The following is a 24,790-nucleotide window of genomic DNA, read 5'->3' as shown; positions in this document are numbered from 1 at the left end:
AGTCCTCAGGACTCCTCGGTACCGGGCGCTCCCCCGCAACCCCCGTATGCGGTGGTCGTCGGCCGGGCCGGCGGCGGCTAGTCCGTGGCGATGGCGTTCAGGACGTTCATGCGGCCCGCGCGGAAGGCCGGGACGAGGGCGGCGAACAGGCCCACGAAGGCGGAGCCGATGAAGACGGCGATGATCGTCGGCCAGGGGATGTCCAGCACGTCGAGCCCCTGGAGGGCGAGGAGCTGCTGGGCGGTCGCGCCCCAGCCCATGCCGAGGCCCAGGCCGAGCAGGGCGCCGAAGACGGCGATCACCACGGACTCCAGGCGGATCATGCGCCGCAGCTGGCGGCGGGAGAGGCCGATGGCCCGCATCAGGCCGATCTCCCGTGTCCGCTCCACCACCGACAGGGCCAGGGTGTTCACCACACCGAGGACCGCGACGATGATCGCCAGGGCCAGCAGGCCGTAGATCATGTTGAGCAGCTGGCCTATCTGGTCCTTGAGCGCCTTCTTGTAGTCGGTCTGGTCGCGCACGGTCAGCGCCGGGTCGGCGCGCAGCGTCCGCTTCAGCGACGCGTAGGCGACCGCCTCCTTCCCGTGCTCGGCGGTGGCGAAGACCAGCTGGTCCAGCGGCATCCGGTCGGCCGGCACATACTTCGCGACGGTCGGGATGGACGCGTACATCGCCCCCTTGTCGATCACCGCGTCGTCGCTGGTGATGGCGCGGACCGTCAGCCTGGCGGCCCTGCCGTCCTTGAAACCGACCGTGACCGTGGAGCCCAGCTTGATGCCGTGCTCCTTGGCGAAGCCCTCGAAGACGGACATGGAGTCGGGCCGGTAGGCGTCGGCGAGATCACCGGCGACCGTCTTGGTGCGCACGTCCTTCGCGTAGCCGGCGTCGGCCGCGTTGATCGTCTCCCCCTTGGAGACCTTGCCGTCCGGCGTGCTCAGCGTCGCGTCGAGGAGCTTGTACTCGGTGACCCGCTCCAGGCCGGGGGTGGCCTTGATCTGCCGCACCATCTGCGGCTTGACGAAGCTGAACTCCTGGTCGCCCTGGACGATGAAGTCCGCGCCGACGGTCTTGTCCAGCTGGTCGGTGGCCGAGGCCACCATCGAGGAGCCGACCACGGACAGGCAGGCCACCAGGGCGAGGCCGATCATCAGGGCGGCACCGGTGGCACCGGTGCGGCGCGGGTTGCGCAGCGCGTTGCGCTCCGCCATCCGGCCGACCGGGCCGAAGACCCGCAGGATGATCGGGCCGAGGACCCGGACCACACCACCGGCGAGCAGCGGGCCGATCACCACGAAGCCGACCAGGGTGAGCAGCACACCGAGGCCCAGCAGCCCCGAGCCGGGCTTGGCCTCGTCGGCGGTCGCGGCGGCGTACAGGCTCCAGCCGCCGGCGCCCGTGAGCACCAGACCGAGCACGGCGCGCACCGCGCCGGACTTCGCGTCGGCCGGGGTGCCGGCGTCGCGCAGGGCCGCCATCGGGGAGACCTTCCCGGCCCGGCGGGCGGGCAGATAGGCCGCGAGGACGGTGACCACGACACCCAGCAGCAGGCCGAGCGCCGGTGTGGTCCAGGCGATCGTCAGGTCGTCGGTGGACAGCTCCATGCCCATGCCGCTCATGAGCTTCATCAGGCCGATCGCGATGCCGACGCCCGCGCCGACGCCGAGCGCGGAGCCGATCACCCCGAGCAGCAGCGCCTCGACCAGCACCGAGCGGTTGACCTGCTCGCGGGAGGAGCCGATGGCGCGCATCAGACCGATCTCACGGGTGCGCTGGGCGACCAGCATGGAGAAGGTGTTGATGATCAGGAAGATGCCGACCAGGAAGGCGATCCCGGCGAAGCCGAGCATCGCGTACTTCATGACGTTCAGGAAGCTCTCGACACTCTTCTGGTTGGCGTCGGCGACCTCCTTGGCGGTGCGCACCTTGTAGCCGTGGCCGAGGGCGGCCGTGACGTCCTTCTTCAGCTGGTCATCCGTCACACCGCGGGCGGCCGTGACATTGACGTCCGTGTAGACACCGGTGCGCCCGATCAGGGTCCGCTGGGCGGTCCTGGTGTCCAGGTAGAAGACCGCCGCGCCGGGGTTGGTCACCTTGAAGGCGACGATTCCGGACACGCGGGCGTGGTGCGTGCCCACGACCGAGATCATGCCGATGTCGTCGCCCAGCCTCAGGTGGTGCTTGGCGGCGGTGTCCTTGTCGACCATCACCTGGCCGGGGCCCTTGGGCGCCGTACCCGTGGTGATCTCCATGGTGCGGGCGTCGTTGCCGTTCCAGCTGCCCACGATGGTCGGGCCGCCGCTGGTCGGCGACAGCTTGTCCTTCCTGCCGTCGATCACGGTCACCGAGGTGGAGAACACCGTGCCCTCGGCCGACCGCACGCCGCGCGCCCCCTGGACGGCGGAGACGACGGAGGCCGGCATGACCGGCGGCTTGCCGGTGCGGGAGGTGGTCTGGCCGGTGTCGGAGGCACCCCGGGCGCTGACCGTGACGTCCGCGGCGGTCGCCTGGAACAGCTTGTCGAAGGTGGTGTTCATGGTGTCGGTGAACACCAGCGTGCCGCACACGAAGGCGACCGACAGCAGGACCGCGACCGCCGAGAGCGCCATGCGGCCCTTGTGCGCGAAGAAGTTGCGCATCGAGGTTCTCAGCACGGTCATGACGTACGCCCCCGCGCGTCGAAGTCCTTCATGCGGTCCAGGACCTGATCGGCCGTCGGCTGGTACATCTCGTCCACGATCCGGCCGTCGGCCAGATACAGCACCCGGTCCGCGTACGAGGCGGCCACCGGGTCGTGGGTCACCATGACGATGGTCTGGCCGAGTTCGTCCACCGAGCGGCGCAGGAAGCCCAGCACCTCGGCACCCGCGCGCGAGTCCAGGTTTCCGGTCGGCTCGTCACCGAAGATGATCTCCGGGCGGGCGGCGAGCGCGCGGGCCACGGCGACGCGCTGCTGCTGGCCGCCGGACAGCTGCGTCGGCCGGTGCTTGAGCCGCCCGGCGAGGCCGACGGTCTCCACGACCCGGTCGAGCCAGGCGCGGTCGGGCTTGCGGCCGGCTATGTCCATCGGCAGCGTGATGTTCTCCAGCGCGTTCAGCGTCGGCAGCAGGTTGAACGCCTGGAAGATGAAGCCGATCCGGTCCCGGCGCAGCTGGGTGAGCTTCTTGTCCTTCAGGCCGGTGATCTCGGTGTCCGCCAGATGGATCCGACCGCTCGTCACCGTGTCCAGGCCCGCGAGGCAGTGCATCAGCGTGGACTTGCCGGACCCCGAGGGGCCCATGATCGCGGTGAACTGGCCGCCGGCGATGTCCACGTCGACGTGGTCCAGCGCGACGACACGGGTCTCCCCGGATCCGTACGCCTTCACGACCTGCCGCGCCCGCGCGGCAACGGCCGTCAGCCCTCCAGTGCCCCCGTGCCTGGGAATGGTCACAGCCGATGTCACGGTATGTCTCCTATATCGGTCGGCAAGTGCGTGTGCGGCGCCCCGGAGTTCCGGTGCGTGCGGGTTCCGGCCACGCGATAAGCGGTGCTGTCCGCGTCGCAGGCGGGCTGTCCGCCTCGTACACGGTGCTGTCCGCGTCATGCGTGGTCGCGGCTACGTCCATGAGTCTCGCGCCCGAGGAGGGTGCGGCGCGCTGGTGCACAACCCCCTCTTCGGCAGGGGGAAAACCCCACCCCTCCGTTCGGGCCGGCCGCCCCCCAGCGGCGTAAAGCCAGCTTAAGGAAGCCCCCTGCCCCGGCTCGTCCTCCGCCGGGACGACCCCTCCCCGAGCCCTGATACGGAGATACCCCTAGGGGACCCCCACCCCCGGCCGGCCCCCTTCTCAGGGTTCGCCTCCACCCACAGGCGGGCCCGTCTCCACCCCGGCCGCTACTCCACGACCGCCTGACCGGTCAGCGCCATCAGCTTGCTGCGCACATGGTCCATGTGAGCCTGCACGTCGTCCCAGGTCGCACTGTGTTCGCGCAGGACCCGTTCCGTCTCGTGGGCGATCAGGTCGGCGCGGGCATGGGCCTCGGCGACGATCGCGGCCGCGCGGGCACGGGCCTCCTCCTCGCACCGGTGGCCGTACTCCTCCGCCTCCCCCAACGCCCGCTGCGCAGTGGCCACTTTCTCCTCCGCGAGGGCCACCAGCCCCGCCTCGCGCGCGTCCGCGGCCACCACCGCCTCCGCCTCCGCGCGCTCCACCGCGGCCAAGCGCTCGGCCTGTTCGCGGGACTGCCCGGCCAGCAGGTCGCCGGTGCGCCGCCGTACCTCGCGCAGCTCCTCCAGGGACTCCTTGCGGCCCGCCTTCACCGCCCGCCGCGCGCCGATGCGCAGCTCGTCGGCCTCCGCGCGGGCGGCGAGCAGGACCTGACGGGCGTGTTCGTCGGCCTCCGCGCGCACCGAGTCCGCCGCCTCCTGCGCGGCCAGGCGCACGCCCTCCGCGTCCGCCGCCGCCCGCGCGACCAGCTCACGCGCCTCGCACCGCGCACGCTCCCGCAGCTGCCGCGCCTCCTCCAGCGCGAGCTGGAACAACCTGCGCGCGCCCTCGTCGAGCGAGTCGTACTCCTGCGGCCCGAGCCCGGAGACCACCTCGCGCAGCCGTGCGGCCTCCGCCGCCATGTCCTTGGCCAGCACGGTCAGCCGCGCCGCGCGCTCCCACGCCGCGTCCCGCTCCTCGGACAGCGTCTCCAGGTACGCATGGACCTGCTCGGGCCGGTAACCGCGTCCCCGGACGGTCGTGAAGCCGTTCGGCGGCATCCATGCGCAGCTCACCTCGGGAACCCCTCTCCGACCGACATGCACGACAGCAGAGTTCGCGCACATCGTGACGGATCGGGCTCAACTGTTCATAACGCGACACTCCGCCGCCGTGTCACAGGCGGAGTGCCGCGGTTCACCACCCCCGGCGGGTTCCCGCGGGCCCGGCTACAGCAGCCCGTCCCACATCTGCTCCAGCAGCACCGACCACCAGCTCTCCGGCGAACCCAGCGCCGCCGGGTCCAGCGCGGCCAGCTGCGCCTGGAAATCGACGGTCCAGCGGCCCGCCTGCTCCTGGTTCAGCCCGTACCGCAGCCGCCACATCCGGCCCAGCAGCGCAAGGCAGCGCACGAACTCCGGCAGCCCGGTGTTCACGAACTGCGGCGGCACCGGCGCACCACCCGGACCGGCCTCCACCGGCACGGCCACGATGTTCGCCGTCCCGTACTGCACACACAGCGCCTTGCCGAAGTCCGTGCCCATCACCAGGTACGACCCCGCGTCCGCCGCCGGCTGCACCCCGCGCTCCGCCGCCAGCTCCGCCAGCGTCGGCACCGGACGGCCCGGCTGCGCCTGCGCCCAGAAGAACGGGCCCATGTCCACCGGCAGCCCGGCCACCACCAGGGTGTGCGCCACGACCGGCGGCACCCCCTGCCGGGACACCGCCTGCTGCTCGAACCGGAAGACCCCCGGCCCGAACGCCGCCGCCAGCTCCTGCCCGGCGGCCTCCGGCGGCACCGGCGGCGCGGCCTGCACCGGCGGCAACGGCGCACGCACCGGCGCGGGCCGCGCGGGGCCGTCCGCCACCTGATGCAACTCACCCTGGTGCGCCAGCAGTTGCGCCATCCCCTGCTGCCGGCTCGCGTGGTCCGTGCCGTACGGCGCGATGCTCGTGATCCGCGCCTGCGGCCACTGCTCCCGGATCATCCGCGCACAGTAGGCACCCGGCAGCTCGCACGACTCCAGCTCCGTGTGCAGCTCCAGCACCTGGCCCGGCGGCACGTTCATCGACCGCAGCTCGTGGAAGATCTGCCACTCCGGGTGTGGCGTGCCCGGCGCCGAACGCCGGATCAGCTGCTGCTCCGAACCGTCCTGCGCCCGGTACCGCAGCACGGCCTGGTAACCGGGGCCCACCGTCGGCTGCCCGGCCTGCGGATACCCGTACGCCGCGGGCTGCCCCGGCACGGGGACGCCCGGCCGGGGCGGGGCCACCGGCGGCGGGGCACCGGGCGCCCCCGCGGGCATGCCCGGAACACCGGGCGCGGCCGGCGGCGGGGGCGGGGGCACACCGGGCCCGCCCACGGGAGGCGCCGCCAGCATGGTCTCCGCCTGGTGTACGGCACCCCGCGCACCCGGCGCCACGGGGGCACCGGGCATACCGGGAGCGCCAGGGGGCTGCGGGGCACCGGGAACCGGGGGCATGCCGGGGGCCGCCGGGGGCTGGGCCGCGCCGGGGACGGGGGGCATGCCGGAGCCACCCGGACCGCCCTGCGCACCCGGAGCGCCAGGCATACCCGGCGCGTGCGGAACACCCGGCGCACCCGGCATCCCCGGAGCCGCCGGAGGCTGCGGGACGCCGGGGCCCAGCGGACCGGGGCCGGCCAGCATCGTGGCCGCGTGGTGTACGTCGCCCGCAGGCGCCGCGGGCGGCCTGGGCACACCCGCCGCACTGTCCTGCCCCTCCGCGCTCTCCGGGCTGTCCGGGCTCTCCGGGACGACCGCGGACACGAGACGCGTCGGCACGTACCCGCCGCCCGGCGACGCGCCCGGCGCGGGCGGAGGCGGCACGCTCCCCGGACGCGCGCCCGGCGCATCCGGCGGCGGAGGCGGCGCACTCACCCCGCCGCGCGCCTTCTTCGGCGGCGCCGCCTTGCTCGTCGCGGCGTCCGCGATGTCCCCGGCGTTCGGCGCGAGCGGACGCCCGGCCGGAACACCGGGCGAACCCGGCGCAGCCTGTCCCGCCGGCGCCGGCGGATAACCCCCCGACGGGGCGGCCGGCGGCGGCGTGCTGCCCTCAGGCACCGGCGCGGCGGGCCCCTGCGGATAGCCGTAGGCCCGGGCGCCCGGAGACGGCGGCGGAGGCGTACTTCCCAGTGGGGCGCCCGGAGGCGGCAGAGGCGGCGTACTGCCCAGCGGCGCGCCCGGCGCACCACCCGGAACCGGCGAACCACCCGGTGCGCCCGGCTCGTTCGTCAGGTCCAGCGCCGGTGCGACCGCCGTGCGCGGCAGCTGGCTGCCGCCCGACATCAGCGCCGTCTTCGCGTCCGGTACGGAGACCGGCGGCGCGTCCTCGTCGGCACCGCTCAGCGGCGGCGCGAACACCGTCGCGGGCAACGGCACCGAACGGTCGTCGTCCTCACCCGCGCCCCCGTTCGTGTCCGTACCCGCCCACGGAGTCGCCCCCACCGGCACGTCCGCCGGAACGGGAGCGGAGGGATCCGTGAGAGCAGCAGCCGTAGGAGTTGCAGGAGTTGCAGGAGCCGACGACGCCGCGGGAGCCGCCACCGGACCGGCCGGCGTCCCCGCCGCCCCGCCCAAAAGCCCCGCACCCTCGGCGGCACCGGCGTCCGCGACCGGCACCCCGGCACCCTCCGACGCACCGGAGCCGTCCGACGCACCGGAATCCGCCGACGCCTGCCGCCGCTCCCCTATCCCCAGCTTGTCCGCCGCCTCCTGCAACCATTCCGGCGGAGTCAGCAGGAACGACGTCTGATTCAGATCCAACCGCGCCGCCGGCGCCGGCGCCGCGTCCACGGGACCGTCGGAACCGCCGTACTCCTCCTCGTACCGGCGGATCACCTCACCCACCGGCAGCGCCGGCCACAACGTGGCCTCACCGCTGTCCCGCGCGATCACCAGCCGCTGCGCGCCCGCGTCCGACCGCGGCCCCTCCGCCCGGTCCTCGCCCCACACCACGAACCCCAGCTCGAACTCCCGCACCCGCACCTCACGGTGCTGGTACGCGGGCACATCGCCGTTGATCCACTCCTCGGCGCGCTCCTGCGCCTGCGCGTACGTCACCATCGCCGTCAGCTCACTCCCCCACCGGGCCGGAAGACACCGGGACGACCCGCGCGAAACCGCCGTCCACCATCAGATTCGCCACCGTCTCCAACTCCGGCGGACTGCCCGCCAGACGGGACAGGAACGCGTCGAAGTCGTCGCCGCACGGCAGCAGCAGACGCTCCACCCGCTCCGCCGGCGGCCACGAGGGATCCACGTCCCGCACATCGTCGTACGCGCAGAACCACACCGAACCGAGCCGCTCGCCCCGCACCTTCACCGCGAGCAACCCGCCCTGCACGAACGACACCCCGAGGTAGTCCTTCGTCAGATGGTCACGCAGACACTTGTTCACATAGACCAGGTCGTTGACCGCGGCCTCGTCCCGCACCGTGAAGAACGGCTGGTCCAGCAGCAGCCCCAGCTCGGCGAGGAGCGCCGTACCCACCGGAGCACAACCGCCCGCCGCCTTCAGGAAGTCACGGTAGGCACCCGGCAACCGGTACCCCAGATCCTCCTCGACCCCCTGCACCTGCGCCTCGGTCACCGCCACCCCCGACTTCGGCAGACCGAAATGCGCGGGCCGCGTCTCCTGCAACGGCCGCGTCCCCCGCTTGCCGTGGTCCACCGGAGCCGTCGCCAGCCCGCCGTGATGCCGCAGCAGCGCCTTCACATCGACCGGCACCAGTTCGAGACGCCGCGTACCCGCCACGTGATGCCACGTCCAGCCATGCGGCGTCGCCACATCCGGCACCGTGTCCCACCACTCGTGCCCCGCCGCCGCCAGCGCCGCGTTCGCCGACACATAGTCCGTCAGCCGCAACTCGTCGACACCGAAACCCTCCGGCGGCTCCGCGATCTCCACCGCCACCCGCGCGTACGGCGAGAAATCCGGGAAACCACGCTCGTCGACCCGCACCCCACCAGGGTGCCGCGCCGCCCGCACCGGATCCGGGAAATGCACGACCTGCCCCGCGTACGCCGCGTTCGGCGGCACGGCCTGTCCCTCCTGGCGGCCGGGAGGAGCCCCCAGCCCGAGCCGACCTGTCGTCATGGCGGTTGCCCCCTGAGGCGTTCTCTTAGGCCTGAACGGCGATGTCGATCGCGGATGCCGACAGCCTAAGCGGTACCCGCACCCCGGTCACCGGTCCACCGCACCCCCCGCGGTCCACACCCGCCACCCCCACCCCCACCTCCGTGACCAGCCGTCACCCCACCGTGACCGACCCCACCCATCACGGGCGTGTCGCACCGCCCCAGCTTCCGCACCACCCACGGCATTTGGCACCCTGTGTCCTTCGGGGGACAGCACGGGGAGGGAAAACCGACATGAACACCTTGCAGACCGGAGGTACCGACGTGCGCGCCGGCGACCCGCGCATCGACTGGAGCGGCACCGACACACCCCCCGCACCCACCCTCCGGCAACGCCGCGACGGCATCCTGCCCACCGTCGCCGCCGCCCTCTCCGTCCACGGCACCACCCTCACCGGCACCGCCGCCCGCGGCGAGGAACCCCCCGCCCTGCACCCCCTCGTCCAGGACTTCCTCGACACCCTCCCCAGCGCCCAGCGCGACCGCTTCACCGGACGCTGCGCCGAAACCATCCTCATCTCCCGGCACCTCGCCGCCGCCGACGCCACCCGCAGCAAACGCGCCTCCCGCAGACCCATGACCAACGGCGAAGCCCGCAAAGCCCTCAAACACGCCAAACTCACCGCCCGCCGCATACGCGAGGACGGCGACCCCCTGCACGGCAGCTTCGCCACCCCCTGCCGCGCGTGCACCGCCCTCACCTCCCACTTCGGCGTCCGCGTCGTCGACCCCACCACCAAGGACTGACCACCCGGCCACCGCGCGCCACCCCGCACCACCCGTCAGCACGACGAACGACACGACCAACGACACGACGAACAAAGGGCAGATGCACCCCGACCGCACCTCCACCACGCGCTTCCCCGTCCCCGTCGACGCCGCCCTGCGCGCCGCCGGCTGGCAACCCGGACGCTGGGACATAAAACAGGCCGAGATCTGGGCCGACACCCTGCGCGAACACACCTCACCCGCCGGCCACCGGCACACCGTCTTCCCCGCCGCCGTCGAAGCCTGGGCCGAATTCGGCGGCCTGCACATCGCCCCCGGCGGCAGCGGACGCCAGATCGCCCCCGCCACCCTCCACCTCGACCCCCTGCACGGCCGCCACCTCGCCCGCACCCTCGGCGACCTCGGCCGCGCCCTCGGCACCGAACTCTGCCCCCTCGGCACCGAGACCGACACCGCCGCCGCCCTCGCCATCGACACCGAAGGCCGCGTCTACGCCCTCGACCACACCGGCGACTGGTACCTCGGCCCCGACATCGACCACGCCCTGGCCACCCTCATCACCGGAATAGAACCGGTACGGCTCACGGCAGGCTGACCACGGGAAGGGCTGGGGCGACCGGAGAAAGGCGGGGCCCCGGGAAGAGGAACCGTACGGCCCCCTACGCCGCCGGAATCACCGCCGACACCCGGAAGCCCCCCTCCTCCGTCGGACCCGACACGAACACCCCGCCCAGCGCCAGCACCCGCTCCCGCATCCCCACCAGGCCATTGCCACCCGACGGCAACCCCGCCGCCGACGCCGAACCCGGCTCCCCCGGCGGCTCGTTCTCCACCTGCATCGCGATCTCCGACACCCGGTGCGCCAACCGCACATGCGTCTTCGCCCCCGCCGCATGCTTGTGCACGTTCGTCAGCGCCTCCTGCACCACCCGGTACGCCGTCTGCTCCACCTCCGGCGCGTACGACCGCGCCTCCCCCTGCACCGACAGCTCCACCACCATCCCCGCGGCCGCCGACTGCCCCACCAACTCCTCAAGCTCCGACAGACACGGCCCCTCACCCGGCTCCTCGACCACCCGCGAAGCCGCCGCAGCGGCCGCCGCGGCCGCCTCGCCCACCGCCGCCAACGGCACCCCCGCCGCCGCCCGGCCCGCGCCCTGGTCCGCCTCCCCCGCCCGCAGCACCCCGAGCATCTCCCGCAACTCCGTCAACGCCTGCCGGCCCATGTCCCCCACCAGCGCGGCATTGCGCACCGCCTTCTCCGGATCCTTCCGCGCCACCGCCTGCACCGCCGCCGCGTGCACCACCATCAGACTCACCCGGTGCGCGACCACGTCATGCATCTCCCGCGCGATCCGCGTCCGCTCCTCGCTGCGCGCCCACTCGGCCCGCTCCTCCGCCCGCTCCGCGAGCAGCTGAAGCTCCCGCTCCAGACTGTCCGCCCGCTCCCGCAGGCTCTCCATCAACCGCCGCCGCGCGCCCACATACAGCCCCAGCAGCACCGGCGGAGCCGTCAGCCCCAGCGCCGTCGCCACCGCGGCGAACGGCACGAACCAGTCACCGAGCGTCAGATCGCCCCGCGCCATGTCCTGCCGGACCCGGACGAACGTCACCACCGCCGTACCCGCCAGCGACATCCCCGCCAGCGCACCGATCACCCGCCGCGGCACCTCCGCCGCGGCCAGCGTGTACAGGCCGACGATGCCCAGCAGGAAACCCATCTGCGCCGGGATCACCGCGATCGCCACCAGCACCACGGCGACCGGCCACTTGCGCCGCACCAGCAGCACCGCGCCGGCCGCCACACCGAACAGGACACCCGCCCAGACCGGGATCCCCGCGTCGCGGGCGAAACCGATCCCCTCCGCGCCGCTCTCCAGCGCGGACGCCAGCGCCAGCGCGCCGTCGAACACCGCGCTGCGCCGGCGCGGCCACCACCAAGGGCCGGTCAGCGCCCTGGTGTGCTCTTCCCCCGTCATGGTCATGCGTCCAGCCTACGGGCGGCAGGTGCGGCTTTTCCGGTGACTTTCGCCTACCTCCACACACCACGCTGCGTAACCGATCGGCATCGAAACCTCCCCTTTTCCCTCGAACTGGTGAACCCTCGGCGTTCGACCCCGGAACCTCTCATTCCGCCCGGACGGTATGCCTATGGCACACACCCACGGCAAATACGCCGACTTCGAGGGGCTACGACGACAGGCGGTGGCCCTGCGGCGGGCGGGACACAGCCTCCGCCAGATCCGCGACCAACTGAAGATCTTCAACAACGACCTCCTCAACCAACTGGTCAAGGGCGAGCCCCCGCCCGCCTGGACGAAGCGCCCGAACGCCAGGGACGACCTCCGGGAGCGGGCCCGGGGACTGCGGCTCCAGGGCTGGACCTACAACGAGATCCAGGCCGAGCTCGGATGCTCCAAGAGTTCGATCTCCCTGTGGGTACGAGACCTGCCGCACCCCGGACCGAAGCGCACGCCGGAAGAACAGCAGGCCCGGATGAACGCGGGGCTGGCAAGACTGCGCGCGTCCCAGGACCGAGAGAGGGCGGCAACCAAACAAGAGGCGGCAGCCGCCATCGGCCACCTCTCCGACCGGGAACTGTTCCTACTCGGTGTCGGCCTGTACTGGGCGGAGGGAACGAAGGACAAGCCCCATGTCCGCCGCGAAAGTGTGGAGTTCGTCAACAGCGACCCGGGGATCATCCGCGTCTTCCTCGCCTGGCTGGACCTACTGGAGGTGACCCGCGACCGGCTGCACTGTCGAGTCATGATCCACCAATCCGCGGACGTCGGCGCAGCCGAGCATTACTGGTCCGACCTCGTCGGCATCGACAAGGCGCGCTTCGGCCAGACCATCCTCAAGAAGCACAACCCGACGACCGTCCGCAAGAACACCGGTGCCGCCTACCGGGGGTGCCTCGGCATCAAAGTTCGACAAGGAGCCGAGCTGTACCGTCGCATCGAAGGCGCCTGGTACGGCATAGTAGGGGCTGTGTCCGACCCCGATCCAGGAAATCGGACATAACGGTAATCCCGGGTCGTCTAAGGGCAAGACGGCGGTTTTTGGTACCGCTCATAGGGGTTCGAATCCTCTCCCGGGAGCTACAGCACACAAATCCTCGGTTCGGGTCCTGACCGGCAACCCCCGTCAGGGCCCGCCCCCATATCCCCCAAACCCCGCCCCGGTATCCTGCGGCTGTTCCCACCCTCAGAGCCGAAGGGCAAACCGTGAGTGCCATCCGCCCGGCAGCCGTCGTCGTTCTCGCAGCGGGTGAGGGCACCCGTATGAAGTCGGCCACACCCAAGGTGCTGCACCAGATCTGCGGCCGCTCCCTCGTGGGCCATGTGCTCGCCGCCGCCCGTGAGTTGAAGCCCGAGAACCTGGTCGTCGTCGTCGGCCACGCCCGCGAGCAGGTCACCGCGCACCTCGCGGAGACCGACCCGGCCGTGCGCACCGCCGTGCAGGAGCGGCAGAACGGCACCGGCCACGCCGTACGGATGGGTCTGGAGGAGCTGGGCGGGGCGGTGACCGGGACCGTCGTCGTGGTCTGCGGGGACACCCCGCTGCTCACCGCCGAGACCCTCCAGCGGCTCGCCGAGACCCATCACGCCGACGGCAACGCCGTGACCGTGCTGACCGCCGAGGTCCCGGACGCCACCGGGTACGGGCGGATCGTGCGGGACGAGGCGACGGGCGCGGTGACCGCGATCGTGGAGCACAAGGACGCGAGCGCGGCCCAGCGGGCGATCCGGGAGATCAACAGCGGGGTGTTCGCGTTCGACGGCCCGCTGCTGGCGGACGCGCTGACGAAGGTGCGCAAGAACAACAGCCAGGGCGAGGAGTACCTGACCGACGTGCTGGGGATCCTGCGCGAGGCGGGGCACCGGGTCGGGGCGTCGGTGGCGGGTGATCACCGGGAGATCGCGGGGATCAACAACCGGGTGCAGCTGGCCGAGGCGCGCCGGATCCTGAACGACCGGCTGCTGACGCGGGCGATGCTGGACGGTGTGACCGTGGTGGACCCGGCGACCACGTGGGTGGACGTGACGGTGACGTTCGAGCAGGACGCGGTGGTGCATCCGGGCACGCAGCTGATGGGTGCCACGCATCTCGCCCAGGGTGCGGAGGTCGGTCCGAACAGCCGGCTGAGGGACACCAAGGTGGGCGCGGGGGCGCGGGTGGACAACACGGTGTCGGACGGCGCGGTGGTGGGCGCGGAGGCGAGCGTGGGGCCGTACGCGTATCTGCGTCCGGGGACGCGGCTCGGCGCGAAGGGCAAGATCGGGACGTACGTCGAGACGAAGAACGCGCGGATCGGCGAGGGCACGAAGGTGCCGCATCTGTCGTACGTGGGCGATGCGACGATCGGTGAGCACACGAACATCGGCGCGGCGAGTGTGTTCGTGAACTACGACGGTCAGGACAAGCATCACACCACGATCGGGTCGCATTGCCGTACGGGTTCGGACAACATGTTTGTGGCACCTGTCACGGTCGGGGACGGGGCGTACACCGCCGCCGGGTCCGTGATCACGAAGGACGTGCCGCCCGGTTCGCTGGCCGTGGCCCGTGGTCAGCAGCGGAATATCGAGGGTTGGGTGGCTCGGAAGCGGCCGGGGAGTGCGGCGGCGAGGGCTGCCGAGGAGGCTTCCCGGCAGGGCGGTGGCGAGGACTGACCGGAAACGGGTGCGTCGAAGTCGGCGTACCGTGATAAGTGCACATCCGCACGTGTGCACCCGCACCCCTACCAGCTGATTCGGCCTCTCACGCTCGGACGGGAGGCCATCGAGCGGTCGGCTGGGTTGAGACAACCTCTGAGGAGACTGTGCTGTGACCGGGATCAAGACGACCGGCGAGAAGAAGATGATGTTCTTCTCCGGCCGCGCCCACCCCGAGCTTGCCGAGGAGGTCGCCCAGCAGCTGGGTGTCGGGGTCGTCCCGACGAAGGCCTTCGATTTCGCCAACGGTGAGATCTACGTTCGTTACCAGGAGTCGGCGCGTGGTGCGGACTGCTTCCTGATCCAGAGCCACACGGCTCCGATCAACAAGTGGATCATGGAGCAGCTGATCATGATCGACGCGCTGAAGCGTGCGTCGGCCCGCTCCATCACGGTGATCGTGCCGTTCTACGGTTACGCGCGTCAGGACAAGAAGCACCGGGGTCGTGAACCGATCTCGGCGCGTCTGATCGCGGATCTGATGAAGACGGCGGGTGCCGACCGGATCCTGACCGTGGATCTGCACACGGATCAGATCCAGGGCTTCTTCGACGGGCCGGTGGACCATCTGTTCGCGCTGCCGCTGCTGGCGGACTACGTGGGTGAGCAGGTGGACCGGAACAAGCTGACGGTGGTGTCGCCGGACGCGGGCCGGGTGCGGGTGGCGGACCGTTGGTGCGACCGGCTGGGTGCGCCGCTGGCGATCGTGCACAAGCGCCGGGACAAGGACGTGGCGAACCAGGTGACCGTCCACGAGGTCGTGGGTGAGGTCGAGGGCCGGGTGTGTGTGCTGGTGGACGACATGATCGACACCGGTGGCACGATCTGTGCGGCGGCGGACGCGCTGTTCGCGCATGGTGCGGAGGATGTCATCGTGACGGCGACGCACGGTGTGCTGTCGGGTCCGGCGGCGGACCGGCTGAAGAACTCGCGGGTGAGCGAGTTCGTGTTCACGAACACGCTGCCGACGCCGGCGGAGCTGGGCCGGGAGCAGGACAAGATCACGGTGCTGTCGATCGCTCCGACGATCGCGCGTGCGGTGCGTGAGGTGTTCGAGGACGGTTCGGTGACGAGCCTCTTCGACGAGCAGTGAGGTTTCTGCGGGCGGGCCGTCGCGGCTAGCCGAAGATCCTTTTGGTACGGCCTCCGGGTCCGGGTAAGCTTCTGGCGTTGCTCGGCGAGGGAGGCCGTACGCGTGCGTACGGCGGTCCGTTATCGACGCGCTCTTCGTAGCAGGCCGTTCGTGGCCGGGTGACCACGTCCGTTCCCCAGTTACTACGAGGAGTGATTCACATGTCCGAGGTGAAGATCGCCGCTGAGTCCCGCAGCGAGTTCGGCAAGGGTGCGGCTCGCCGCATCCGCCGTGAGAACAAGGTTCCGGGTGTGCTGTACGGCCACGGTTCCGACCCGCTGCACCTGACCCTGCCGGGCCACGAGCTGCTGCTGGCGCTGCGTACGCCGAACGTCCTGATCTCCCTGGACATCGACGGCAAGACCAACGAGCTGGCGATCCCGAAGTCCGTGCAGCGTGACCCGCTGAAGGGCTTCCTGGAGCACGTCGACCTGCTGCTGGTCAAGCGCGGCGAGAAGGTCACGGTCGAGATCCCGGTGCACACCGAGGGCGAGCTGGCTCCGGGTGGCAACCTGCTGGAGCACGTCCTGTCCGCGCTGCCGGTCGAGGCCGAGGCCACGCACATCCCGGAGTCGGTCACCGTCTCCGTGGAGGGCCTGGAGGCCGGTGCCTCCATCCACGCCAAGGACATCAAGCTGCCCAGCGGTGTCTCGCTGGCCGTCGAGGAGGACGCTGTCGTCCTCCAGGTCCTCCAGGCCCAGGCCGAGGAGGCCGCGGGCGAGGAGACCGCCGAGGGCGAAGAGTCCGCGGAGGCCTGAGCCCCGGCTCGGCCGTCATTTGTTCAGCCGTCGTTCCCCTCGCGGGGAGCGGCGGCTGGCGTGTATCGAGGAGAGATGGACGTGACCACCCCCGCCAGTGATCCCTGGTTGGTTGTCGGGCTCGGGAATCCCGGGTCGGAGTACGCGATGAACCGGCACAATGCCGGCTTCATGGTGGTGGACCTGCTCGCGCAGCGGATCGGGGGGAAGTTCAAGCGGGCGGGGAAGGCGCAGGCGCAGGTACTGGAGGGCCGGATCGGTCCCGCGGGTCCCGCGAACCGCCGGGTGATCCTGGCGAAGCCGATGTCGTACATGAACCTGTCCGGTGGCCCGGTGAACGCGCTGAAGGACTTCTACAAGGTGCCGGTGGCGCATGTCGTGGCCGTGCATGACGAGCTGGACATCGATTACGGCACGCTGCGGCTGAAGCTGGGTGGCGGGGACAACGGGCACAACGGTCTGAAGTCCATGACGAAGGCGATGGGTCCGGACTATCACCGGGTGCGGTTCGGGATCGGCCGTCCTCCGGGTCGTATGCAGGTGGCGGACTTCGTGCTGAAGGACTTCTCCGGTGCGGAGCGCAAGGAGCTGGACTACTTCGTGGACCGTGCGGCGGACGCGGTGGAGGCTCTGGTGATCGAGGGCCTGGAGCGGGCGCAGAGCACGTACAACTCCTGACTTGTACGGCCTTGGCGCCGGGCGGAGTTGACCGGTCGTGGGGGTATGGCCAATGATCCCGGCCATGCCTGCCACTGCCAGTCGTTCCGCTGTCCAGGTGTCCGTGTCCGCGTCGCGGTTCGGGCGGGTCGCGGTGATGGGCGCGGTCGCCGCGTTGATCGTGTTCGCGGGGGTGTGGGGTTCCTGGGGGAACGCGCAGCATGTGCTGCTGCCCAAGGGCCGTGAGCAGGGCACGGTGAAGGTGACCGCGTGTGCGGGCGGCCGGTGCGGTGGGGCGTTCACGCCGACGTCGGCGGGGGCGCGGCCCCGTGCGCGGGTGGAGATCGCGGAGCCGGTCGCGGTGCGCAAGGGGCGGACGTACGCCGTGGTGCTGAAGCCGGGCACCTCGGACGCGCTGCGTTCGGGTGCGGCGGGGATCCTGTACGCCTGGGTGCCGCTGGGCGGTGCGTTGCTGCTGGCCTCGGTGGTGGTGGCGGGCGGGATGCGGCTGTCGCGGCCGGCGTGGGGGCTGGGTCTCGCGGGTCTGGGGCTGCTGACGGCGGCGTTCGTCGCCGTGCAGTGAGGGTTTGGAGACGAGGGTGCCCCCGAGGTCGTACGGCCTCGGGGGCACCCTTTCGCGGTGGTGGGTCAGCCGGTGTTGCGCAGGCCCGCGGCGACGCCGTTCACGGTGAGGAGCAGGGCGCGGGAGAGCAGCGGGTCGGGTTCGCGGCCGGCGGCGGCTTCGTCGCGCTGGCGCTTGAGCAGGGCGACCTGGAGGTAGGAGATGGGGTCCAGGTAGGCGTCGCGGATGGCGAAGGTCTGCTTGAGGACGGGCTGGGCGTCGAGGAGTTCGTCCTCGCCGGTGATGCGCAGGACCTCGCGGACGGTGAGTTCGTGCTCGGCCTCGATGGTGTCGAAGACGTGCTTGAGCTCGTCGGGGACGAGGGTGTCGACGTAGTGGCGGGCGATCCGCAGGTCGGTCTTGGCGAGGGTCATCTCGACGTTGGAGACGAAGTTGCGGAAGAAGTGCCACTGTTCGTGCATCTCGGCGAGGACGCCGTCGAGGCCGGCCTCGCGCAGGGCCTTGAGTCCGGAGCCGACGCCGAACCAGCCGGGGACGATCTGCCGGGACTGGGTCCAGCCGAACACCCAGGGGATGGCGCGCAGTCCGTCGAGTGAGACGCCCGAGCCGGGGCGCCGGGAGGGCCGCGAGCCCAGGTGCAGTTCGGCGAGCTGGTCGACCGGTGTGGAGGCGAGGAAGTACGTCGGCAGGTCGGGGTCCTCGACCAGGCGGCGGTAGGCGGCGTGGGCGGCGTCGGAGACGACGTCCATGGCGGCGTCCCAGCGGGCGAGGGCCTCGTCGGACTGGCGGGGCGCGGTGTGCAGGGCGGACGCCTGGAGGGTGGCGGCGACGGTGAGTTCGAGGTTCTCCCGCGCGAGGGAGGGGATGAGGTACTTGTCGGAGATGACCTCGCCCTGTTCGGTGACCTTGATCTCGCCTTCGAGGGTGCCCCAGGGCTGGGCGAGGATGGCGTCGTGGGAGGGGCCGCCGCCGCGGCCGACGGTGCCGCCGCGGCCGTGGAAGAGGCGCAGGCGTACGCCGTAGCGGTGGGCGACGTCGCGCAGCCGGCGCTGGGCGCGGTGGATCTCCCACTGGCTGGTGGTGATGCCGCCGAACTTGGAGGAGTCGGAGTAGCCGAGCATGACCTCCTGGACGTCGCCGCGCAGCGCGACCAGGCGCCGGTAGGACGGGTCGGAGAGCATGTCCTCCAGGATGGTGTCGGCGGCGCGCAGTTCGTCGGTGGTCTCCAGGAGCGGGACGATGCCGATCCTGGCCCAGCCGGCGTGCAGGTCGATCAGTCCGGCCTCGCGGGCGAGGACGGCGGCGGCGAAGACGTCGTCGGCGCCCTGGCACATGGAGATGATGTAGGACTCGATGACCTCGGGCCCGAAGACGTCGAGGGCCTTCTTGACGGTGGTGAAGACGCCGAGGGTCTTGGCGCCGGCGGCGTCGACGGGGGCCGGGGTGGGGGCGAGGGGCCGGCGGGAGCGCAGTTCCCTGGCGAGGAGCTTGGTGCGGTACTCGCGGGGCATGTCGGCGTAGCGCCAGGATTCCTCGCCGAGCCGGTCGAACAGCTGGCCGAGGGCGTGGTGGTGGGCGTCGGCGTGTTCGCGGACGTCCATGGTGGCGAGCTGGAGGCCGAAGGCGGCGAGGGTGCGGATGGTGCGGGCCAGTCGGCCGTCGGCGAAGAGGGCGCCGCGGTGCTGGCGCAGGGAGTCCTGGACGAGGCGCAGGTCGGCGAGGAGTTCGGCGGTGCCGAGGTAGTCGCGGCCGTCCTCGTGGGGGGTGCCCTTGGCGAGGCGCTGCTTGGTGTTCTCCAGCTTCTGCCGGATGCAGGTGGCCTTGAGGCGGTAGGGCTCCTCGGCGTTGAGGCGCTTGTAGCGGGGGCTGATCTCGGGCAGCCGGTCGAGGTCGGCGCGCAGGGAGTCGAGGAGTTCCTCGGTGGCTCCGGTGTAGCGGATGGAGTTGGAGAGGAGTCCGCGCAGTTCGTCGATCATCTCCAGGGCGTCGTTGATGCCGTGTTCGTGCTGGAGGATGAGGACGTCCCAGGTGACCTGGGGGGTGACGTTGGGGTTGCCGTCGCGGTCGCCGCCGATCCAGGTGCCGAAGGTGAGGGGGCGGGTGTCGTCGGGCAGACGGACGCCGACGCGCTCGAGTTCGGCGGTGAGGTCCTCCAGGACGTCGCCGACGGCGTCGGCGTGGAGTTCGTCCAGGTAGTAGATGGCGTTGCGGGCCTCGTCGGCGGGTTCGGGGCGGACGACGCGCAGTTCGTCGGTCTGCCAGACCAGGTCGATGTTCTCGGCGAGGCGGGTGTCGTGGCGGCGGCGGTCGGAGTCCAGGACGGGGGTGTCCAGGAGGGCCGCGATGCGCCGGAGCTTGTTGAGGACGGAGCGGCGGGCGGCTTCGGTGGGGTGTGCGGTGAAGACGGGCCGGACGTTGAGGTGGTGGACGGTGTTCCGCAGGTGTTCGGGGTCGGCGTCCTTGAGGCGGTCGGCCGTCCGGGCGATGAGTCCGCCCTCGGCGGCGCGCCGGGCGCGCAGTTCGCGGCCCCGGTGGACCTGTTCGGTGATGTTGGCGAGGTGGAAGTAGGTGGAGAAGGCGCGTACGAGCTTGGCGGCGGTCTCCAGTTCGGTGCCGCGCAGCAGCTCGGCGGCGGCCTCGCCGTCCTCGCGGGTGAGGCGGCGGACCTTCTCGACCAGTTCCAGGAGTTCGGGGCCTTCCTGCCGGACGAGGGTTTCTCCGAGGAGGTCACCCAGGCGGCGGATGTCGGCGCGCAGCTCGGTGTTCGTCGTGGTGGTCTGGTCGTCGGCACTGCTCACAGGTGCGGCTCCTTGCAGTGTTGAAGCGTCTCGGGGAGGTACCCGGCCGTCTGCCGCGCGGTCTGTGCCGCATACGGGCCGGAGCGTCCGGGAAGGAAACTTCAGCGGACCGCGCTGTCCGACCGATTCCAAGGATAGGTGTCGATGGGGACGCGCAGGCTCTCAGGGCTCTTGCCGCCGCTCGGCACGCTGCCATACTTACGATGCCGTAGGTTACGGAACCGTAGGGATGTGTGGACCCCCCCGCATCCGGTTCCGGCGCCCGGCACACCCACCCCCGACCCTCGACCCCACAGGGGACGCGTATGACCTCACATTCCGATGTGATCGAAGAAGACCGTAAGGCTCACGACACTTCCCTTCCGCCGGCCACGCTGGGCGGTGAGAAGAAGCGGTCGATCGAGCAGATCACGCTGCTGCTGTTCATCACCGTTCCGTTCCTGGCGCTGGTGGCCGCGGTGCCGCTGGCCTGGGGCTGGGGGGTGAGCTGGCTCGATCTGGGCCTGCTGGTGTTCTTCTACTACCTCGGTTGCCACGGCATCACGATCGGTTTCCACCGCTACTTCACCCACGGTTCGTTCAAGGCGAAGCGGCCGCTGCGGATCGCGCTGGCGATCATGGGGTCGCTGGCCGTGGAGGGGCCGCTGGTGCGCTGGGTGGCCGATCACCGCAAGCACCACAAGTTCTCCGACGCGGAGGGCGATCCGCACTCCCCGTGGAAGTACGGCGAGACGGTTCCGGCGCTGATCAAGGGCCTGTGGTGGGCGCATATCGCCTGGATGTTCGACGAGGAGCAGACCTCGCAGGAGAAGTACGCGCCGGACCTGGTCAAGGACCCGGCGCTGCGGGCGATCTCCCGGCAGTTCGTGCTGTGGACGGCGCTGTCCCTGCTGCTGCCCGCGCTGATCGGCGGTCTGGTGACGATGTCCTGGTGGGGCGCGTTCACCGGGTTCTTCTGGGGTTCACTCGTGCGGGTGGCGCTGCTGCACCATGTGACGTGGTCGATCAACTCGATCTGCCACGCGGTGGGCAAGCGGCCGTTCAAGTCGCGGGACCGTTCGGGCAATGTGTGGTGGCTGGCGGTGCTGTCCTGCGGGGAGTCCTGGCACAACCTGCACCACGCCGACCCGACCTCGGCGCGGCACGGGGTGATGCGCGGGCAGCTCGACTCCTCGGCCCGGTTCATCCGGATCTTCGAGAAGCTCGGGTGGGCGTACGACGTGCGCTGGCCGTCACGCTCGCGTATCGATTCGCGTCGTAGCGACGCGGATGGCGGCTCCCGGCGCCGGAGGGAGACCGCCGAGGCGGCATGATGGAGGCCGTGGCGACCGATTCCAGCAGCAATCCAGGCACTGACAAGCAGCGGCGGACCCGCCGGACCCGTATGACCGGTGCCGAGCGCCGCCAGCAGTTGCTGGAGATCGGTCGCACCCTCTTCGCGGCGAAGGGGTTCGAGGGCACCTCGGTGGAGGAGATCGCGGCGAAGGCCGGGGTGTCCAAGCCGGTGGTGTACGAGCACTTCGGCGGCAAGGAGGGGCTGTACGCGGTGGTGGTCGACCGCGAGATGCGGCGGCTGCTGGACATGGTGACCGGTTCGCTGACGGCCGGTCATCCGCGTGAGCTGTGCGAGCAGGCGGCGTTCGCGCTGCTCGACTACATCGAGGAGTACACGGACGGTTTCCGCATCCTCGTCCGCGATTCGCCGATCCCGCAGTCGACGGGGTCCTTCGCGTCGCTGATCTCCGACATCGCCACGCAGGTGGAGGACATCCTGGGCCGCGAGTTCAAGTCCCGCGGCTTCGATCCCAAGCTCGCCCCGCTGTACGCCCAGGCCCTGGTCGGCATGGTCGCGCTGACCGGCCAGTGGTGGCTGGACGTGCGCCGCCCGAAGAAGGCGGAGGTGGCGGCGCATCTGGTGAACCTGGCGTGGCACGGCCTCGACGGGCTGGAGCAGCGGCCGCGGCTGATAGGCCACCGCAAGGCGTAGGCGGCCGGGGGCTAGCGCGGCTGGAGGAATTCCAGGCGGTTGCCGACCGGGTCCCGCGAGTAGAAACGCAGATGGCCGGGGAGGTTGTCGTCCCAGGTCACGGGCGCGCCGTGGACGGCGAGGCGGGCGGCGTACACCTCGATGTCCCGTACTTCGAGGCCGGGATGGGCCTTCTCGGCGGGGCGGAAGTCGTCTTCGACGCCGAGGTGGAGGCGGACGGGGCCGGCCTCGAACCAGCAGCCGCCGCGGGCCGCGAGCACCGGCGGTTTGGGGACCTCGGTCAGGCCGAGGACACCGGCGTAGTACGAGCGCAGCGCGTCCTGCGAGCCGGGCGGCGCCGCGAGCTGCACATGGTCGACGGCCACGAGCATGGTCAGGCCTCCTTCACGGCGACGGCGAACAGGCGGCAAAAGGGCAGGACGGTGCCGTAGGGCTCCCGCGGGTAGGCCGCGCGCAGCAGGTCGCGGTAGGCGGCGAGGAACGCGTCGCGCGCCTCGGGGTCGTCGGCGAGCGCGGTGAGGACGGGCCGCAGGCCGGTGCCCTTCATCCAGTCGAGGACCGGGTCCTCGCCGTCCAGGACGTGCAGGTACGTGGTCTCCCAGACGTCGGCGGCGCAGCCGAGGCGGGCGAGGCGGTCCAGGTAGGCGGCGGGGGTGTGCACGGAGTCCGTGGGGCGCGGGACCCCGGCGAGCCGGTCGCGCCAGCGCGGGTCGGCGGCCAGTTCGCGCAGCAGGACGTGCTGCCGGGCGTCGGTGTTGGCCGGCACCTGGAAGGCGAAGGTCCCGCCGGGGGCGAGGGCCCCGATCCAGTCGGCGAACCGTTCGAGGTGGCCGGGCACCCACTGGAAGGCGGCGTTGGAGACGATCAGGTCGTACGGCTCCTCGGGCGTCCAGGTGCGGGCGTCGACGTGGGCGAAGTCCAGCCGGCCGCCGCCGGGCGTGGGGCCCTCGTGCCGGGTGTGGGCGGTGTCCAGCATCTCGGGCGAGTTGTCGTACCCGGTGATGTGCGCGGTGGGCCAGCGCTCGGCGAGGGTGGCGGTGACGTTGCCGGGGCCGCAGCCGAGGTCGGCGATGCGGGGCCGGGTGCCGGGCAGGGCGGGGACGCGGGCGAGGAGGTCGGCGAAGGGGCGGGCGCGGTGGCCGGCGTGCCGGAGGTACTGGCCGGGGTCCCAGGTCGGTGTCGTCATGGGCACCACCTTCCCGCCCCAACTCTCTTGATGTCAAGATACTTGCTTTGGAGATACTCGATTCCAAGAGACTTCATGTCGACACAACCACTACACTGATCTCATGGAGGACGAGGTCGATCGGCTGGTCGCAGCGTGGCGCCGGGAGCGTCCGGACCTCGATGTGGAGCCGCTGGAAGTGCTCAGCCGGGTGAGCCGGCTCGCCCGGCATCTGGACCGCGCCCGCCGGCTCGCGTTCGCGGAGCACCAGCTGGAGCCCTGGGAGTTCGACGTGCTGACCGCGCTGCGGCGCGCGGGCACGCCGTACCAGCTCTCCCCCGGACAGCTGCTGACCCAGACCCTGGTCACCTCGGGCACCATGACCAACCGGATCGACCGGCTGGCGAAGAAGGGCCTGGTCGAACGGCTCCCCGACCCCAGTGACCGCCGCGGTGTGCTGGTGCGGCTGACCGACACCGGCCGGGACCGCGCCGACGAGTCCCTCGCGGGGCTGCTGGCCCAGGAGCGGGCCATCCTCGGCGAGCTGTCCCGCGCGCAGCGGGCGGAACTGGCGGGCCTGCTACGCCAGTTGACCGCCCCGTTCGACAACATCCCCGGCTAGGTCCACCGGGCCCACCCCGGCCCGGCGGGCGAGGGCGACGGCGGCCAGGGTGGAGTGGACGCCGAGTTTGCCGAGGACGTTCTGCATATGGGTGCGGACGGTGTGCGGGGAGAGGAACAGCCGTTCGGCGACGGCCTTGCGGCCCAGGCCCGCGACCATGCAGCGCAGCACCTCCCGCTCCCTCGGGGTGAGGGACTCCACCAGGCGTTCGCTCTCGCTGCGGTGCCTGCGGGCGGCGGTCAGCTCCTTGAGCACGCCGGTCAGCAGGGCGGGCGGCAGATGCGTCTCGTCGCGCAGCACACCCCGGATCACCGCGAGCAGCCGCGACAGGGAGCAGTCCTTGGCGACCCAGCCGCTGGCGCCGGCGCCGAGCGCGAGGGCGGCGCGGCGCGGGTCGTCCTTCCCGGCGAGGACCACGGTGCGTACGGCGGGCTGGGCGGCGCGCACCCCCGCGACCAGCGAGAGCCCGTCGACCAGGCCCTCTTCGTCCGCGTCCCGCACGGGCACCGGGGAGCGGCCGCCGGTGGGCTTGCCGCCCAGGTCGGCGTCGACCAGCAGGACGTCGTAGCGGCGGCCCTCGGCGACGGCCCGCTCCAGGCAGCGCAGCGCGGCCGGGCCGCTGCCTGCGGCGGCGACCTCGACATCGGGCTCGGCGGCCAGGGCGGCGGCGAGCGACTCGGCGAAGATGCGGTGGTCGTCCACGACCAGGACTCGGATACGAACCACAGAACCCCCTGAACGGCACCGGCCCCCACCGGTCGCTGTATCTCAGCGTACGGATACCGGCACGCAGCGG

The 24,790-nt window shown here is 71.5% G+C and carries 21 protein-coding genes and 1 tRNA gene; 12 read left to right on the top strand and 10 right to left on the bottom strand.

Going from position 1 to position 24,790, the window contains the following annotated elements; translation table 11 throughout:
- Positions 1-77: 77 nt before the first annotated feature.
- The 5 genes from ACE4Q9_RS19850 to ACE4Q9_RS19830 all read right to left on the bottom strand — a co-directional run bounded on the left by ACE4Q9_RS19850 (position 78) and on the right by ACE4Q9_RS19830 (position 8,804).
- Entirely contained in the window at positions 78-2,660 is a 2,583-nt protein-coding gene (locus ACE4Q9_RS19850) for an ABC transporter permease (RefSeq protein ID WP_397985568.1), read from the bottom strand.
- Positions 2,657-3,445 carry an ABC transporter ATP-binding protein gene (locus ACE4Q9_RS19845; RefSeq protein ID WP_397985567.1) on the bottom strand — a complete coding sequence of 263 codons (789 nt, stop codon included), beginning with the start codon at positions 3,443-3,445 and terminating at the stop codon, positions 2,657-2,659. Before ACE4Q9_RS19845 ends, ACE4Q9_RS19850 begins: the two co-directional genes overlap by 4 nt.
- A gap of 429 nt (positions 3,446-3,874) precedes the next feature.
- On the bottom strand, positions 3,875-4,762 hold the full coding sequence (locus ACE4Q9_RS19840) for a DivIVA domain-containing protein (RefSeq protein ID WP_397985566.1): 888 nt from the start codon (positions 4,760-4,762) through the stop codon (positions 3,875-3,877).
- Between the two features lie 153 nt (positions 4,763-4,915).
- Positions 4,916-7,771 carry an SUKH-4 family immunity protein gene (locus ACE4Q9_RS19835; RefSeq protein WP_397985565.1) on the bottom strand — a complete coding sequence of 952 codons (2,856 nt, stop codon included), beginning with the start codon at positions 7,769-7,771 and terminating at the stop codon, positions 4,916-4,918.
- A gap of 10 nt (positions 7,772-7,781) precedes the next feature.
- Entirely contained in the window at positions 7,782-8,804 is a 1,023-nt protein-coding gene (locus tag ACE4Q9_RS19830) for an SMI1/KNR4 family protein (RefSeq protein WP_397985564.1), read from the bottom strand.
- 275 nt (positions 8,805-9,079) lie between these two features.
- On the opposite strand from ACE4Q9_RS19830, the gene ACE4Q9_RS19825 reads away from it, so the two are divergent.
- Positions 9,080-9,592: a YwqJ-related putative deaminase gene (locus ACE4Q9_RS19825; RefSeq protein ID WP_397985563.1), complete on the top strand. Its 513-nt coding sequence runs from the start codon at positions 9,080-9,082 to the stop codon at positions 9,590-9,592.
- An 82-nt stretch (positions 9,593-9,674) separates the two neighbouring features.
- A complete protein-coding gene (locus ACE4Q9_RS19820; RefSeq protein ID WP_397985562.1) occupies positions 9,675-10,169 on the top strand; it encodes an SUKH-3 domain-containing protein in 495 nt (164 codons plus the stop codon).
- 64 nt (positions 10,170-10,233) lie between these two features.
- On the opposite strand, the gene ACE4Q9_RS19815 is transcribed toward ACE4Q9_RS19820, so the two are convergent.
- Positions 10,234-11,559 carry a sensor histidine kinase gene (locus ACE4Q9_RS19815; RefSeq protein ID WP_397985561.1) on the bottom strand — a complete coding sequence of 442 codons (1,326 nt, stop codon included), beginning with the start codon at positions 11,557-11,559 and terminating at the stop codon, positions 10,234-10,236.
- 166 nt (positions 11,560-11,725) lie between these two features.
- Here ACE4Q9_RS19815 and ACE4Q9_RS19810 point away from each other — a divergent pair, with 166 nt between their 5' ends.
- The 7 genes from ACE4Q9_RS19810 to ACE4Q9_RS19780 all read left to right on the top strand — a co-directional run bounded on the left by ACE4Q9_RS19810 (position 11,726) and on the right by ACE4Q9_RS19780 (position 17,422).
- Positions 11,726-12,598, top strand: coding sequence for a hypothetical protein (locus ACE4Q9_RS19810; protein WP_397985560.1), 873 nt, complete (start codon positions 11,726-11,728; stop codon positions 12,596-12,598).
- Positions 12,599-12,604: 6 nt separating this feature from the next.
- A tRNA-Gln gene (locus ACE4Q9_RS19805) sits at positions 12,605-12,675 on the top strand.
- Between the two features lie 126 nt (positions 12,676-12,801).
- Positions 12,802-14,250 (top strand): bifunctional UDP-N-acetylglucosamine diphosphorylase/glucosamine-1-phosphate N-acetyltransferase GlmU, encoded by a 1,449-nt coding sequence (glmU, locus tag ACE4Q9_RS19800; protein WP_397985559.1) that lies wholly within the window; start codon positions 12,802-12,804, stop codon positions 14,248-14,250.
- A gap of 154 nt (positions 14,251-14,404) precedes the next feature.
- Positions 14,405-15,385, top strand: a complete 981-nt coding sequence (locus ACE4Q9_RS19795; protein ID WP_046427674.1) for a ribose-phosphate diphosphokinase — start codon at positions 14,405-14,407, stop codon at positions 15,383-15,385.
- A gap of 200 nt (positions 15,386-15,585) precedes the next feature.
- Positions 15,586-16,182: a 50S ribosomal protein L25/general stress protein Ctc gene (locus ACE4Q9_RS19790; RefSeq protein ID WP_397985558.1), complete on the top strand. Its 597-nt coding sequence runs from the start codon at positions 15,586-15,588 to the stop codon at positions 16,180-16,182.
- A gap of 75 nt (positions 16,183-16,257) precedes the next feature.
- Complete coding sequence (pth, locus tag ACE4Q9_RS19785) at positions 16,258-16,860, top strand: aminoacyl-tRNA hydrolase (protein WP_397985557.1); 603 nt, start codon at positions 16,258-16,260, stop codon at positions 16,858-16,860.
- 64 nt (positions 16,861-16,924) lie between these two features.
- Complete coding sequence (locus ACE4Q9_RS19780) at positions 16,925-17,422, top strand: hypothetical protein (RefSeq protein WP_397985556.1); 498 nt, start codon at positions 16,925-16,927, stop codon at positions 17,420-17,422.
- 65 nt (positions 17,423-17,487) lie between these two features.
- On the opposite strand, the gene ppc is transcribed toward ACE4Q9_RS19780, so the two are convergent.
- On the bottom strand, positions 17,488-20,220 hold the full coding sequence (ppc, locus tag ACE4Q9_RS19775) for a phosphoenolpyruvate carboxylase (RefSeq protein WP_397985555.1): 2,733 nt from the start codon (positions 20,218-20,220) through the stop codon (positions 17,488-17,490).
- A gap of 305 nt (positions 20,221-20,525) precedes the next feature.
- Here ppc and ACE4Q9_RS19770 point away from each other — a divergent pair, with 305 nt between their 5' ends.
- Complete coding sequence (locus ACE4Q9_RS19770; RefSeq protein WP_397985554.1) at positions 20,526-21,533, top strand: acyl-CoA desaturase; 1,008 nt, start codon at positions 20,526-20,528, stop codon at positions 21,531-21,533.
- On the top strand, positions 21,530-22,207 hold the full coding sequence (locus ACE4Q9_RS19765) for a TetR family transcriptional regulator (RefSeq protein WP_397985553.1): 678 nt from the start codon (positions 21,530-21,532) through the stop codon (positions 22,205-22,207). The genes ACE4Q9_RS19770 and ACE4Q9_RS19765 overlap by 4 nt, the downstream gene beginning before the upstream one ends.
- An 11-nt stretch (positions 22,208-22,218) precedes the next feature.
- Here the strand turns inward: ACE4Q9_RS19765 and ACE4Q9_RS19760 are convergent, their stop codons facing one another.
- Entirely contained in the window at positions 22,219-22,578 is a 360-nt protein-coding gene (locus ACE4Q9_RS19760) for a VOC family protein (RefSeq protein ID WP_397985552.1), read from the bottom strand.
- Positions 22,579-22,580: 2 nt separating this feature from the next.
- A complete protein-coding gene (locus tag ACE4Q9_RS19755; protein ID WP_397985551.1) occupies positions 22,581-23,393 on the bottom strand; it encodes a trans-aconitate 2-methyltransferase in 813 nt (270 codons plus the stop codon).
- A gap of 103 nt (positions 23,394-23,496) precedes the next feature.
- Between ACE4Q9_RS19755 and tamR the strand changes: the two genes are divergently transcribed.
- Entirely contained in the window at positions 23,497-23,994 is a 498-nt protein-coding gene (gene tamR, locus ACE4Q9_RS19750) for a MarR family transcriptional regulator TamR (RefSeq protein WP_397985550.1), read from the top strand.
- Here tamR and ACE4Q9_RS19745 read toward each other — a convergent pair.
- A complete protein-coding gene (locus tag ACE4Q9_RS19745; protein WP_397985549.1) occupies positions 23,953-24,720 on the bottom strand; it encodes a LuxR C-terminal-related transcriptional regulator in 768 nt (255 codons plus the stop codon). The genes tamR and ACE4Q9_RS19745 overlap by 42 nt on opposite strands.
- Between the last annotated feature and the right edge of the window lie 70 nt (positions 24,721-24,790).

This window comes from Streptomyces sp. AM6-12 (assembly GCF_044327085.1).
Taxonomy (GTDB): Bacteria; Actinomycetota; Actinomycetes; order Streptomycetales; family Streptomycetaceae; genus Streptomyces.
This window is presented reverse-complemented; position numbering and strand designations above follow the sequence as displayed.